This is a genomic window from Nonomuraea basaltis (assembly GCF_005893125.1).
In the GTDB taxonomy this organism is placed as follows: Bacteria; Actinomycetota; Actinomycetes; order Streptosporangiales; family Streptosporangiaceae; genus Nonomuraea; species Nonomuraea basaltis.
Map to the genome: position 1 here is coordinate 1 of NZ_VCJS01000305.1, position 12,524 is coordinate 12,524.

At 70.9% G+C, this 12,524-nt stretch carries 16 protein-coding genes; 5 read left to right on the forward strand and 11 right to left on the reverse strand.

Annotated features, from left to right (window positions below; genetic code table 11):
* Positions 1-134 precede the first annotated feature (134 nt).
* The gene (locus EJK15_RS62140) at positions 135-347 is read right to left on the reverse strand and encodes a hypothetical protein (RefSeq protein ID WP_138719723.1); all 213 of its coding nucleotides are present in this window, start codon (positions 345-347) and stop codon (positions 135-137) included.
* 256 nt (positions 348-603) lie between these two features.
* Between EJK15_RS62140 and EJK15_RS62145 the strand changes: the two genes are divergently transcribed.
* From EJK15_RS62145 to EJK15_RS62160, 4 genes are all read left to right on the forward strand, one after another.
* Positions 604-975, forward strand: coding sequence for a hypothetical protein (locus EJK15_RS62145; protein ID WP_138719724.1), 372 nt, complete (start codon positions 604-606; stop codon positions 973-975).
* Positions 976-1,078: 103 nt separating this feature from the next.
* Positions 1,079-1,735, forward strand: a complete 657-nt coding sequence (locus EJK15_RS62150) for an endonuclease V (protein ID WP_138719725.1) — start codon at positions 1,079-1,081, stop codon at positions 1,733-1,735.
* 97 nt (positions 1,736-1,832) lie between these two features.
* Entirely contained in the window at positions 1,833-3,155 is a 1,323-nt protein-coding gene (locus EJK15_RS62155) for an FAD-dependent oxidoreductase (protein WP_138719726.1), read from the forward strand.
* Positions 3,156-3,209: 54 nt separating this feature from the next.
* The gene (locus EJK15_RS62160; RefSeq protein WP_240777971.1) at positions 3,210-3,950 is read left to right on the forward strand and encodes a sulfite exporter TauE/SafE family protein; all 741 of its coding nucleotides are present in this window, start codon (positions 3,210-3,212) and stop codon (positions 3,948-3,950) included.
* Between the two features lie 38 nt (positions 3,951-3,988).
* Here the strand turns inward: EJK15_RS62160 and EJK15_RS62165 are convergent, their stop codons facing one another.
* The 4 genes from EJK15_RS62165 to EJK15_RS62180 all read right to left on the reverse strand — a co-directional run bounded on the left by EJK15_RS62165 (position 3,989) and on the right by EJK15_RS62180 (position 6,895).
* Complete coding sequence (locus EJK15_RS62165) at positions 3,989-4,741, reverse strand: type 1 glutamine amidotransferase (protein WP_240777972.1); 753 nt, start codon at positions 4,739-4,741, stop codon at positions 3,989-3,991.
* Positions 4,742-4,956: 215 nt separating this feature from the next.
* Positions 4,957-5,784 carry a bifunctional 5,10-methylenetetrahydrofolate dehydrogenase/5,10-methenyltetrahydrofolate cyclohydrolase gene (locus EJK15_RS62170; protein WP_138719727.1) on the reverse strand — a complete coding sequence of 276 codons (828 nt, stop codon included), beginning with the start codon at positions 5,782-5,784 and terminating at the stop codon, positions 4,957-4,959.
* On the reverse strand, positions 5,781-6,386 hold the full coding sequence (locus EJK15_RS62175) for a cyclodeaminase/cyclohydrolase family protein (RefSeq protein WP_138719728.1): 606 nt from the start codon (positions 6,384-6,386) through the stop codon (positions 5,781-5,783). Before EJK15_RS62175 ends, EJK15_RS62170 begins: the two co-directional genes overlap by 4 nt.
* Before the next feature lie 29 nt (positions 6,387-6,415).
* Positions 6,416-6,895, reverse strand: coding sequence for a hypothetical protein (locus tag EJK15_RS62180; protein ID WP_138719729.1), 480 nt, complete (start codon positions 6,893-6,895; stop codon positions 6,416-6,418).
* Positions 6,896-7,113: 218 nt separating this feature from the next.
* Here EJK15_RS62180 and EJK15_RS62185 point away from each other — a divergent pair, with 218 nt between their 5' ends.
* Positions 7,114-8,025, forward strand: coding sequence for an NHL repeat-containing protein (locus tag EJK15_RS62185; RefSeq protein WP_138719730.1), 912 nt, complete (start codon positions 7,114-7,116; stop codon positions 8,023-8,025).
* 61 nt (positions 8,026-8,086) lie between these two features.
* Here the strand turns inward: EJK15_RS62185 and EJK15_RS62190 are convergent, their stop codons facing one another.
* The 6 genes from EJK15_RS62190 to EJK15_RS62215 all read right to left on the reverse strand — a co-directional run.
* Positions 8,087-8,851 carry a chitosanase gene (locus EJK15_RS62190; protein ID WP_276615576.1) on the reverse strand — a complete coding sequence of 255 codons (765 nt, stop codon included), beginning with the start codon at positions 8,849-8,851 and terminating at the stop codon, positions 8,087-8,089.
* Positions 8,852-8,901: 50 nt separating this feature from the next.
* Complete coding sequence (locus EJK15_RS62195) at positions 8,902-9,510, reverse strand: FMN reductase (protein ID WP_138719731.1); 609 nt, start codon at positions 9,508-9,510, stop codon at positions 8,902-8,904.
* 10 nt (positions 9,511-9,520) lie between these two features.
* Positions 9,521-10,618, reverse strand: coding sequence for an LLM class flavin-dependent oxidoreductase (locus tag EJK15_RS62200; RefSeq protein ID WP_138719732.1), 1,098 nt, complete (start codon positions 10,616-10,618; stop codon positions 9,521-9,523).
* 78 nt (positions 10,619-10,696) lie between these two features.
* On the reverse strand, positions 10,697-11,347 hold the full coding sequence (locus EJK15_RS62205) for an NAD(P)H-binding protein (protein WP_138719733.1): 651 nt from the start codon (positions 11,345-11,347) through the stop codon (positions 10,697-10,699).
* Positions 11,344-11,925: a DUF4291 domain-containing protein gene (locus EJK15_RS62210; protein WP_138719734.1), complete on the reverse strand. Its 582-nt coding sequence runs from the start codon at positions 11,923-11,925 to the stop codon at positions 11,344-11,346. The genes EJK15_RS62205 and EJK15_RS62210 overlap by 4 nt, the downstream gene beginning before the upstream one ends.
* A gap of 50 nt (positions 11,926-11,975) precedes the next feature.
* On the reverse strand, positions 11,976-12,524 hold a 549-nt coding region (locus tag EJK15_RS62215), incomplete at its 5' end, for an FtsW/RodA/SpoVE family cell cycle protein (protein ID WP_171075281.1).

Genomic DNA, 12,524 nt, shown 5'->3' on the forward strand with positions numbered 1-12,524 from the left:
GCTTCCTCGGCAGCTCGAACGGCCAGAACGGCACCCCGACCCCGGTCACCTGCACCGCCTCCCGACCGCCGCCATCGGCCCCCGCCGGTGGCCGATGGGCGGGCCGGCTCAGGCCGGTGCCCTGGCCGAGCGGGTCACGGCCCGGTGAGGCAGTGAACGGCCGGCACCTCGGCCGGTACGCCGGGAGCCATCGGGTCGACGAGCGACGTGATGCCGGCCGCGGATTCGGTCAGGCAGGCGGTGGCCTGCATGGGGTCCACGACGGCGTGGGACGTGGGCGCGGCGAACAGGGTCAGGCCACCGGCGATGACTGCGACGGCGGCGATCCGGCGGGGGGTGGATTGCATGGAACCTCCTGAGTAACGGTAATGAACAACCCTCGTCTTGCTACCCAGGGTAGTGATTACGTAACACTGGGTTTATGTAAAGTGTTTCGGTACACGGAGTCCCAACGGTCCTGGATGGTCCGGACGATCGCTCTGGCCGGCGGCACGGCACGTCGTACGCCCTGTGGTGTAGCGGTGATGACGACGGGCGGCGGATGCCCGTCGCGGACGACCGCAAGATCCTGGATGCCTTCACCCGAGATCGAAGGAGAGTCCAGTGGCAACCCAGGTCGCCAGAGGGAGCGGGTACGTGACCGCGTTCAAGGCCGTCGCCGTGCTCAACACGCTGGCCGTGCTCGTACAGGCCGTGACGGCCGGGCAGCTCATGAGCGGGGGAGAGGCGGGCCTGCACGGCATGGGCGCGGCCCCCGTGCACGTGCTGGGCCTGGCGCAGCTCGTGGTGGCCGTGCTCGTGTGGCGGCCGGGGCGCGGTGCGGGCTGGCCCGCGCTGGTCAGCCTGGCGGTGCTCCTGCTCGGGTTCGTCCAGTCCATGCTCGGCGGCTCCGGGGCGGTGGCCGCGCACGTACCGCTCGGCATGGCGCTCTTCGGGCTCAGCGTCTGGCTCCTCGTCTGGGCCTGGCGGCGCTGAACCCTGCCGAGTAGCCGGCCATCGCACGGGGTGACACCCTTGCGTGCCCGACGAGAGGGCCTGCCGTGACGGGGCCGGCTGTGAAGGGCATAGCTTGGGCCGCGTGCAGGTAGAGCAGCTTCACCCGTGGCCCTCCAGCGTCGCCGAGGCGGAGGCCGTCCAGGACCGGCTCCGCGTACAGGTCGAACTCACCGGGCCCGGCGCATTCGCCTTGGTGGCGGGCCTGGACGTGCACTACCACGGCGACGAGCTGACGGCCGCGGTGGTCGTCCTGGACGGCGACACACTGGCGGTGGTGGAGCAGGTGGTGGCGCACGGGAAGGCGGCGTTCCCGTACGTGCCGGGGCTGTTCGCCTTCCGCGAGTTGCCCGCGCTGGTGGAGGCGCTCGAACAGCTCACGGTGACGCCCGACCTGCTGGTCTGCGACGGGCACGGCCTCGCCCACCCGCGCGGGTTCGGCCTGGCGTGCCACCTCGGCGTACTGACGGGGCTGCCGGCGCTGGGCGTGGGCAAGACGCCGTTCGTCGGCGCGCACGAGCCACCGGGGGCGGAACGCGGGGCATGGACGCCGATCGTCCACGAGGGCGCCACGGTGGGCCGGGCGCTGCGCACGCAGCGCGACGTCAAACCGGTGTACGTCTCCCAGGGGCACCGCATCACCCTGGACACCGCCACGGCCCAGGTCCTCCGCCTCACCCCCCGCTACCGCCTTCCTGAGCCCATCCGCCACGCCGACCACCTGGCCAGGCACCCGGCGTAACGTCCCCACCCCTGAGCGGCCTCCGCCGAAGGCATCACCGGCGCGCTGGTGTGGAGCCCTCCTGGACATCGCCGCCACCGCGCCGTACCAAGGGAGGATGGAGGTCACGATCGTCGGTGCCGGTCTCGTCGGCTGCCTGCTCGCCTGCTTCCTGGCGCGCCGCCACCACCACGTCACCCTGTACGAGCGCCGCGACGACCCCCGCGAGCAGGGACCTGATCGCGGCCGGTCGATCAACCTGGCCATCTCCGAACGCGGCATCGACGCCCTGCGCCGCCTCGGGCTCGACCAGAAGGTGCTGGACGCGGCGCTCCCCATGGCGGGCAGGATGATGCACGCCCCCGACGGCGCCCTCACCTTCCAGCCCTACAGCGCCGACCGGTCCCACGCGATCAACTCCATCGGCCGCGCCGACCTCAACAGGGAGCTCCTGGACGCGGCGACCGCGATGCCGGGCGTGGAGGTCCGGTTCGGGCACCGGCTCACCGAGCTGGACGAGCGCACCGGAAGGCTCGAATTCGGGAAGACGACGGTGGACAAGGCGCGGGTGGTGATCGGCGCCGACGGGGCGTACAGCGCGGTCAGGGCGCGGCTGCAGCAGCTCCCGGGAGTGAGCTTCAGCCAGGACTACCTGGACTACGGCTACAAGGAGCTGTCGATCCCGGCGCGCGACGGCGATTTCGCCATGGATCCGGGCGCGCTGCACATCTGGCCGCGCGGCCGGTCGATGATGATCGCGCTGCCGAACCCGGATCGCTCGTTCACCTGCACCCTGTTCTGGCCACACGAGAGCATCGCCGCCCTGGACACCCCGCAGCAGATCAGGGCGTACTTCGCCGAGCACTATCCGGACGCGTTCGAGCTGATGCCCGATCTGGTCGGGGCGTACCAGGGCAACCCGGTCGGGCACCTGGTCACCATGCACTGCTCGCCCTGGCACGTCACCACGGACGCCATGACGATCGGGCTGGTCGGCGACGCCGCGCACGCCATCGTCCCCTTCTACGGCCAGGGCGCCAACTGCGGCTTCGAGGACTGCGTCGAGCTGGACCGCTGCCTGGACGAGGCGGGGGACGACTTCCCGCGGGCGCTGGAGCTGTTCGAGCGGCGCAAGACGGACACCGACGTGATCGCCAGGCTGGCCCTGGAGAACTTCGTGGAGATGCGTGACAAGGTCGGCTCCCGGATGTTCCTGGCGGGCAAGCGCCTGGAGCACGCGCTCGAACGCGTGCTGCCCGGCTACAGGTCGCGCTACGAGCTCGTGTCGTTCTCGACGACCCCGTACGCACAGGTGGAGCGGCGCGTCGCCCGCCAGCGCCGCTGGGCCGCGGCCGGGGCGGGCGCGGCGATGTTGGCGCTCGGGCTGGTGGCACGCAGGCGGGGGGCCGGCACGTCTGGACTCGGCCGCCAGGATCCGTAGCGCCTGACGCCACCCAACGTCATGGACAAATGGGACAACTCATAACATGTCTGGGTGATCTTCGGAGAAGTGCTCGGCCTGCTCGGCGTCGGCGTCGTGGCCGGTGTGGTGAGCACGGTCGTGAGCCTCGCCTCGATCATCTCCTACCCGGCCCTGCTGGCCTTCGGCCTGCCCCCGCTGACCGCGAACGTCACCAACACCGTCGCCCTCGTCTTCACCGGCATCGGTGCCGCGGCCGGATCGCGGCCCGAGCTGGCCGGCGAGGGTGACCGGGTGCTCAGGCTCGGCCCCGTGGCCGCGGTCGGCGGCGCGACGGGAGCGTTCCTGCTGCTGGTGACCCCGGCCAGCACGTTCGAGCTGATCGCGCCCTGGCTGATCGCGATGGCGTCGCTGCTGCTGGTCCGGCCGCCGTCGGGGCGGGTGCACGGCGAGCACGGGGTGCTGGGGCAGGTGGCGCTGTTCGTCGTGACGATCTACGTGGGGTATTTCGGGGCGGCCGGAGGCATCCTCGTGTTCGCCGTGCTCGCGGCCATGATCGACCATTCCGCGGCCAAGCTGAACGCGATGAAGAACGTCATGGCGGGACTGGCGAACGCGGTGGCGGCGCTCGGGTTCGCGCTCTTCGGCCCGGTCGATTGGGGGGCGGCGCTGCCGCTGGCGGCCGGGTTCCTGCTCGGCGGGTGGGTCGGGCCCAAGATCGCGCGCCGGATGCCGGGGCACAGCCTGCGCCACCTGGCGGCGGCCTGCGGACTGGCGGTGGCGCTCAAGCTCGGCTGGGGCTCGTACTCGCGCTGACGTTCAAGCCGGGCTGGAACCTGTAGTCGCGCTGACGTTCAAGCCGGGCTGGAACCTGTACTCGCGCTGACGGGACCGCGGCCGGTCGCGGCGTGCGCGGTGACGAGCGCGGCGAAACGCCGGGCCACCTCGTGCCAGATCGGCGTGGACACCGGCTCGTCGGCCACCGCCCTGGCATACACCTCATCGGGGTCGAAGCCGTTGGCGCGCCACTCCCGGATGCGCGCGGGCAGCACCTCGGGATGGAACTGCACCCCCCACGCCCGCTCGCCCACCCGGAACGCCTGGTAGGGGCACGCCGCGGTCTCCGCCAGCCAGACGGCACCCGCGGGCAGCCCGGTGATCGCGTCCTTGTGGTGTTCCACGGCGGGCACCACCGCTGGCAGGCCGTGGAAGAGCGGGTCGTCGGCGGCCTCCGGCCTGATCGTGACCGGGAGGCTGCCGTTCTCCGGCGCGCCCACGTCGCCGGTCACTTCCCCTCCCGCGACCTCGGCGATCATCTGCCCGCCCAGGCAGATGCCGAACAGCGGCACGCCCTCCGCCAGCGCCTGCCCCACCAGCCGCCGGGCGTCCGCCAGCCACGGGGCCTTGCCGTCCTCGCTGGGCAGGTAGCCGCCGCCCAGCATGATCATGGCGTCGTGGTCGAGTCGATCGGGCAGCGCGGCGCCCTCGTGGGCGAGCACGACGTCCAGCTCGAGCCCGGCGTCCGTGAGCCAGTCGCCCAGCCGGCTCGGGCCGCCGCTCCGGCTGTTCTGCACGATCAGCACGTCACCCATCAAGGCCTCCGGCATCCACTCGATGATCAGCGGTCTCAGAAGTCGGCATGAGATCGCCATAACACAGCGGTCTCAGAAGTCGGCATGAGATCGCTATGACACAACGGTCTCAGAAGTCGGCATGAGATCGCTATGACACAACGGTCTCAGAAGTCGGCATGAGAACGCCATGACACAGCGGTCTCAGAAGTCGCACTGCAGGTGGGTCCACCGCTTCACGACGGGGCATGTCATGGCAGGTTGGCCGCCCTGGCGGTGTGGCGCAGCAGCAGCGCGGTGGTCACCGGGCCGACGCCGCCGGGCACCGGGGTCAGCGCCCCGGCCACGCCCGCCACCGCGTCGAAGTCGACGTCGCCGGTCAGCCCGCCGTCATCGGTCGGATTGGTGCCGACGTCGATCACGACCGTGCCCGGCGCGACGTGCCCTTCGCCGATCAGCCCCGCCCGGCCGGCGGCCGCGACCAGCACCTCGGCCGTGGAGGTGACGGCGGCCAGGTCGCGGGTGCGAGAGTGGCAGACAGTGACGGTGGCGTGCCGGTCGAGCAGCAGGTGGGCGAGGGGCTTGCCGACCACGGTCGAGCGGCCGACGACCACGGCCCGCCGCCCGTGCAGCTCCACCTCGTAGTGGTCGAGCAGCGCCATGACGGCCGCCGCCGTGGCGGGCGGGAACGCCGGGAGCCCGGCCGCCAGCCGGCCGAGCGAGAGCGGGTTGGCACCGTCGACGTCCTTGCGCGGATCGATGGCCGCGGCGAGCTGCTGCGCCGAGGCGCCCTCGGGAAGCGGGGTCTGCAGCATCACGCCGTGCACGTTGGCGTCGCCGCTGAGCCTGGCCAACGTCTCGCCGATCTGCTCTGGGCGGGCATCCGGCCCCAGGTCGACCACGTCGCAGGCGATGTCCACGCCGGCCGCCGCCTTGGCGATCGATCTGACGTACCACAGGCTCGCCTCGTCTGCCGTGGCCACCACCACGGCCAGCCGCGGCTGCGCGCCCGCCGCCGCTTCGGCCTGCGTCTGGTCGCGGATGGCGGCGGCCAGGTCTTTCCCGGTCAGCGTCTTCAACGGTTGATCTCCTCGCGTACCTCGGCGGTCACCCAGTCTGCCCTGGCCGCGGCCGCGTCCACGCCGGAGATGCGGAGGTTCAGCTCCTCGCGTACTCGCTCGTCCTTGACGCCGCCCAGGTTGACCTCGACGTTCACCCTGGCGGTGGTGAGCGCGGCACGCGCGGCCTCGGCCGCGGCGGCAATGTCGGTGACGACGTTGCGGTTGCCGATCGGCAGCAGCAGCTCGCACAATTCGACTACCCGCGCGGCGGCCTCGATCACCCGGGCGGGCGGCTCGGCCGCGCCGGCCAGGGCCGCGGCGATGGCGGCACTGCGCTCCTCGCCCTTGGGCAGCCGGTACGCGTTGGTGACAGCGGTGAACGCCGCCGCGTCCTCCTCGGCCAGCCTCAGCGCCCGCGTCCGCAGGTTGTCGGTCTCGGCGATCACGGCGACGATGGTCTCGGCGTGGGCGGTGTACCTCTCTCCGGTGCTGTAGCGGGCCACCATGCCGAGCAGGGCGGCGGCCTGCGCCGCGTGCAGGGCCGCCGTGGCGCCGCCGCCGGGCGCGGGCACCCGGTCGGCCAGCTCGGCCAGGAAGTCGACGATCTTAGAGTCGCGCATGGCGGCATTCTGCCAGGTCACGCAGGCGCTCACTCGCGATACATCGGCCGCGTGGCGTCCTCGGGGCCGGTCTGGGGCAGATACGGGGACGGCGCCGGGCCGTACGCGGAGGTGTAGGCCGCAGGCTCGACGCGGGCCCGCCAGCGCGACGGGAACGCCGAGACGACCAGCAGCGCCACGCCGAGGAACAGCTGGATTCCGGTGTAGCCCAGGGTGAGGTAGCCGTTCTCCAGGGAGTTGGGCAGCAGGTTCTCCGGCAGCACCCGCACGCCCATCATCTCCACCAGGGGCACGACGCCCAGGCCGGTGAACGACAGGCCGCCGAGGAGCGAGGCGATGGGTGACAGGCGCGACCCGGCCAGGAAGGCCAGGGCGATCCCCGAGGCGGCGAGCAGGCCCACTGCGAGCCAGGAGATCTGGAACGCCGCCTCAGCCTGGAGACGGAGCTCGCCGATGCCGAACCACAGTCCGGCGACGATCAGCGGAGGGAGAAGCAGCCCCGCTACCACTCCCAGAACATGACGGGCACCATTTGACATGACTAACCCCGTTTGTGTGGTTGCGCCCCAACCTACCGCGCGAGATCCGTCAGCGTGGGGTGGTCTTGGAGTCCAGCCAGGTCGTCCTCGCGCCGCTGCTTGGCGTCGTGGGGCGGTTCCTGCAAACTCCCTGTGAAGCGTGCAGCGGGACTTTGCCGCGGGCCGTGACCCCGGGCATCGTGGGCCGCATGAGACCAGCGATCCTGAAGACCGCACTCGGTGCCTTAATCGTGCTCCTGCTCGGCGCCGTGCCCGCGCAGGCCACCTCGAAGCCCGACACGTTCGCGCTGCCCAACGGGTTCCAGCCGGAGGGGATAGCGATCGGGGGCGGGCCCTACGCCTACTTCGGCTCCCGCGCGACCGGTGACATCTACCGGGCCGACCTGCGTACCGGTGAGGGATCGGTCATCAGCAAGGGACCGGGCACGCCGTCGCTCGGGCTCAAGACCGACGGGCGCGGCCGGCTGTTCGTGGCCGGGGGCACCGGCGGCGACGCCCGCGTGATCGACCTGCGCACCGGGAAAGTCGTCAAGTCCTACCGGCTGGCCACCGGCACGGCGTTCGTCAACGACGTCATCCTCACCGGGAACGCCGCCTACTTCACCGACTCCGCCAACCCCGTCCTGTACAAGCTCGAGCTCGGCCGCGGCGGCGCGCTGCCCGGCGAGGCCGTCAAGATCCCGCTCAGCGGCGCCATCCAGTACACGACCGGCAACAACGCCAACGGCATCGCTCCCAGCCCCGACCACAAGTCGTTGCTGATCGTGCAGTCGAACACCGGCAAGCTGTTCGAGGCCGACCCGTCCACCGGCGTCACCACCGAGGTGGACCTGGGCGGCGAGACGCTGACCAACGGCGACGGGCTGCTGCTCTCCGGCCGCACCCTGTACGCCGTCCAGAACCGCCTGAACACGGTCGCCGTCCTCGCCCTCGCCGGCGACGGCTCGGCAGGGAAGATCGTCAAGCGCCTGACCGATTCGCGCTTCGACGTCCCGACGACGGTCGCCGCCTATGGCAATCGTCTCTACCTGCCGAACGCCCGCTTCACGACCACGCCGACGCCGGACACGCCGTACAACGTGGTCGCCGTCAAGCGCTGACGTTCCCCCGGCTATGGCGATCCGGGCCTTGCGAGGTCGCCATGGCCCGGGGGAGCGCGGCTCAGCTCTTGATCGTGTAGCTGTCGCCGTAGACCTTCCACTTCAGCGGCGGGTTCAGGTCGAGGTTGCCGTTCTTGAGGAACACGCGCTGCATCGTGTCCACCCTCGTCGTGTCCTCGTGCGCCTCCTCGGCCTTCATCGCCGCCTTCCGCGCGTCGAGGAACGCGTTCAGGTACGTGACCTCGTTCCCGCCCCGCGCCGGCGGCTTGGCCTTGGCCAGGGCGGTCTTCCTGATGCCGCCGAAGCTCAGCCGGTCGCCGCCGGGCCCGTGCATGACCATCGCGTCGTAGTAGGCGAACTGGCCGAGCGCCCGGAGCCCGTCCTTCTTGGCCTGGGCGACGGCGGGGTCGAAGTAGACGCGGTCGCGCTCGTCGTTCTGGGCCTGCTGGAAGGCGGGATCCTTGGCGGCGGTCTTCCAGTCCTTGGTGAAGCCGGGGTCCAGGCCCTTGTGGGAGTCGGTGCCGTTCACCTTGCGCAGCGCGGGGAGGTATTTCGCCAGCACGTTGCCGGGCTTGCGCTTGGTGTAGAGCTCGACCAGCTCCAGCATGTCGCCGGTGCCGGAGCAGAAGCCGATGATCCCGGCCGTGTAGCCGCGCTCGTCCTTGATGTCCTCGATGTAGCCGTACTGGGCCTTCCAGTCGAGCGAGGAGTTCTCCGCGCTGGACACCAGTCGCATGGCGATGTCCTTCTTGTGCGGGTCGGCGAGGCCGGCCGGGGCGGCGCCGGTCACGGTGAGGGCGACGGTCAGGAGGGAGGCGGTCAGCACAAACGCTCCTATTCGTTAGGAAAGGTTCCTAACGGACCATACTCCTGAAACTAGTCCGGCGGGCGCAGTGCCGCGAGTTGCTGCTCGAACGGCACGACCTCCTCCGGCTCCGCCCTCGCCCGCGGCGTACGGCGCAGCAGGAGATCGGCCAGCTCCTCGGCGGCGCGCTCGATCCGCTCGCCGAGGCCGTCGGTGAAGGAGTCGTGCCCGCCGCCCCAGTCCTCCGAGGCCGCGTAGACGGCCGTCGGTGCGACGACGGCCCGCAGGTACGCGAACAGCGGCCGCAGCGCGTGCTCCAGCGCCAGCGAGTGGCGGGCGGTCCCGCCGGTCGCCGCGATCAGCACGGGCTTGCCCGCCAGCGCGGTGTTGTCGATCACGTCGAAGAAGGACTTGAACAGGCCGCTGTAGGAGCCGCTGAAGATCGGTGTGACCGCGATGAGCCCGTCGGCCTCCGTCGCCGCCTCGATCGCCTCGCGCAGCCTGGCATTCGGGAAGCCGGTCACGAAGCTGTTCGCGATGTCCACGGCGAGCTCGCGCAACTCGATCACGCGCGTGTCCGTCTCGTCCAGCCGCCGCCTGACGGCCTCGGCGAGGCGGTCGGCGAGCAGGCGGGTCGAGGAGGGCTGGGTCAGTCCCGCCGTGACGACGACGAGCTTCATGGGATCTCCTTCAGGCTTCGACGGGCTCGGTGGCGGTCGTCTTGGCGGCGAGCAGGGAGGCGTGCGTGGGCGCGTCGGGCACCTCGGCCGGCCGATCCTTGGCGAACTCCTGCCGGAGCACCGGCACGACCTCCTCGCCGAGGATGTCGAGCTGCTCCAGCACGGTCTTCAGCGGCAGGCCCGCGTGGTCCATGAGGAACAACTGCCGCTGGTAGTCGCCGAAGTGCTCCCTGAACCGCAGCGTCCGGTCGATCACCTGCTGCGGGCTGCCCACGGTGAGCGGCGTCTCCGCCATGAACTCCTCCAGCGACGGCCCGTGGCCGTACACGGGGGCGACGTCGAAGTACGGGCGGAACTCGCGTACCGCGTCCTGGGAGTTCTTGCGCATGAACACCTGGCCGCCGAGCCCGACGATGGCCTGCTCCGGAGTTCCGTGGCCGTAGTGGGCGTAGCGCTCGCGGTAAAGGCTGATCAGGCGCATGAAGTGCTCCTTCGGCCAGAAGATGTTGTTGGCGAAGAAGCCGTCGCCGTAGTACGCGGCCTGCTCGGCGATCTCAGGGGTGCGGATCGAGCCGTGCCACACGAACGGCGGCACCCCGTCGAGCGGCCGCGGCGTCGAGGTGAACCCCTGCAGCGGCGTGCGGAAGCGGCCCTCCCAGTCGACCACGTCCTCGCGCCACAGCTTGTGCAGCAGCGCGTAGTTCTCGATGGCGAGCGGGACGCCCTGCCTGATGTCCTGGCCGAACCACGGGTAGACGGGCCCGGTGTTGCCCCGGCCCATCATGAGGTCCACCCGCCCGTCCGCCAGGTGCTGCAGCATGGCGAAGTCCTCGGCGATCTTCACCGGGTCGTTGGTGGTGATCAGCGTGGTGGCGGTGGAGAGGATCAGGCGCTTGGTCCTGGCGGCGATGTAGCCGAGCATGGTGGTGGGGGAGGACGGCACGAACGGCGGGTTGTGGTGCTCGCCCGTCGCGAACACGTCGAGTCCGACCTCCTCGGCCTTGAGCGCGATCGTCACCATCGCCTTGATCCGCTCGTGCTCCGTCGGCGTCCCGCCCGTCGTGGGATCCGTGGTCACGTCGCCCACGCTGAAGATTCCGAACTGCACTTTAGTCACCATCCATGACTGTTGAATCTTTGACGGCTACGGTAGCGCCATGGCCCCTGGGGTTATTCCATCATCCGGTCAGAGCGCGTTGATGTCCGAGGGGCCGAGGATCCGCTTGGGCGCACCGCGCTCGGCGACCGTGATCATGGCCTGGCCGATCCGCTCCGTCGTGGTCACCGCCGACGGGAACAGCCGGCGCAGCACCGGGTAGAGCGGCCGGACCACGACGTAGGCCAGCCGGTAGAGCCGCGTGCGGGAGGTGATGCCGTGCATGGGCTGTATGTAGCCGGGCCGGAACATGTACGCCTGGAGCGGCAGCGCCAGCAGCGCGTTCTCGGTCGCGCCCTTCACCCGGGCCCACATGGCGCGGCCCTGCGCGTCGGTCCCGACGCCGGACACGTACACGAATGTCGAGTCCGGGCTGAGCCGGGCCAGGGTGTTCGCCACGGACATCGTGTAGTCGTACGTGATGCGCCGGTAGTCCTTCTCGCTCATCCCAGCCGACGAGACGCCCAGGCAGAAGAAGCACGCGTCGTAGCCGGCCAGTTCCTCCTCGATCGGGGTCAGATCGAGCAGGTCGCCATGGGTGATTTCGCGCAGCTTGCCGTGCTCGATCCCCGTCGGGGCGCGGCCGACCGCGAGCACGGCCGTCACCCGGTCGTCGAGCAGGCACTCTCTCAGCACGCCCCGCCCGACCATGCCGGTCGCCCCGAAGAGGATCACTTTCATGCCCGGCTCGCCCCGATCGTCTCGATGATGCCGTCAGGGAGAGGATAGGGCCGCTCGGCGGGCAGCAGCGCGGTCACGTCCGCGCCACGCCCGACCGCCGCGTGCACCGCGCGTGCCCGGTCCGTGATGTCGGTGATCGCCAGCGTCCATTCGTCCACGTAGCGCCGCACCGCATCCCCGGACAGCCCGATCTGGATCGACCGGTGCGGCAGCGCCTCGTGCCGGAGCCCGCGCTCGGGGTCCCACTGGATGCGCACCGGGCTGCGCCGCACCCGCTCCGCCCACCCAGGACGCCCATCGTCATGACTGAGACAGGAGTGCCCCAGCGCCCACTCGAATCCCTCCCGGCTGAGCTCGATCGCCAGCACCCGCCCCTGGCCGGGCTTGGTGGCGTAGCCGCAGCGGTACATCATCCACAGGAACGACGGCTTGATCCACGTCATGCGCTCCCGCTTGAACGGCGCCACGAACCGCTGCGCCGCCACGGCGGGGCCGGCGATGGCGGCGTCGTACGCCTGGTAGAGGGTGATCGATTCCTCGGTGCAGGCGGCGCGGATCTGCCGATAGGACACGTTCATGCCGGCCAGCCTGCCGAAGATCCGTACGACGGGGCAACGGGTTAAGCCCGTCACGGCTGCATGGCCTTGGTCCGGTGCACGGCCTGCAGCAGCCCGATCGCCAGCAGCCCGGCGACCGTGGCCGAGCCGCCGTACGACACGAACGGCAGCGGCACGCCCACGATCGGCATCAACCCCACCGCCATGCCCACGTTCAGGAACGTCTGGAACGCCAGCCACGACACCACGCCACCGGCCAGCACGGTCCCGTACGGTGAGGAGCTGTGCCGCGCGATCGACAGCCCGCGCCAGAGCAGCACCCCCATGGCCAGCACGATGGCCGCGGCCCCGGCGAAGCCGAGCTCCTCGCCGGCGACGGTGAAGATGAAGTCGGTGTGCTGCTCCGGCACGAAGTGCCCGGCCGTCTGCTCGCCGTTGAACAGCCCCTTGCCGGTCAGACCGCCGGAGCCGATCGCGATGCGGGCCTGGGCGGCGTTGTAGCCGACGCCGCCCGGGTCGGACGTCGGGTTGGCCAGCACGAGCAGCCGTTCGAGCTGGTACGGCCGCACCAGCCCCAGCTTCCAGGCCGCCACCGCCGCCCCTGCCGCCCCCGCCAAGCA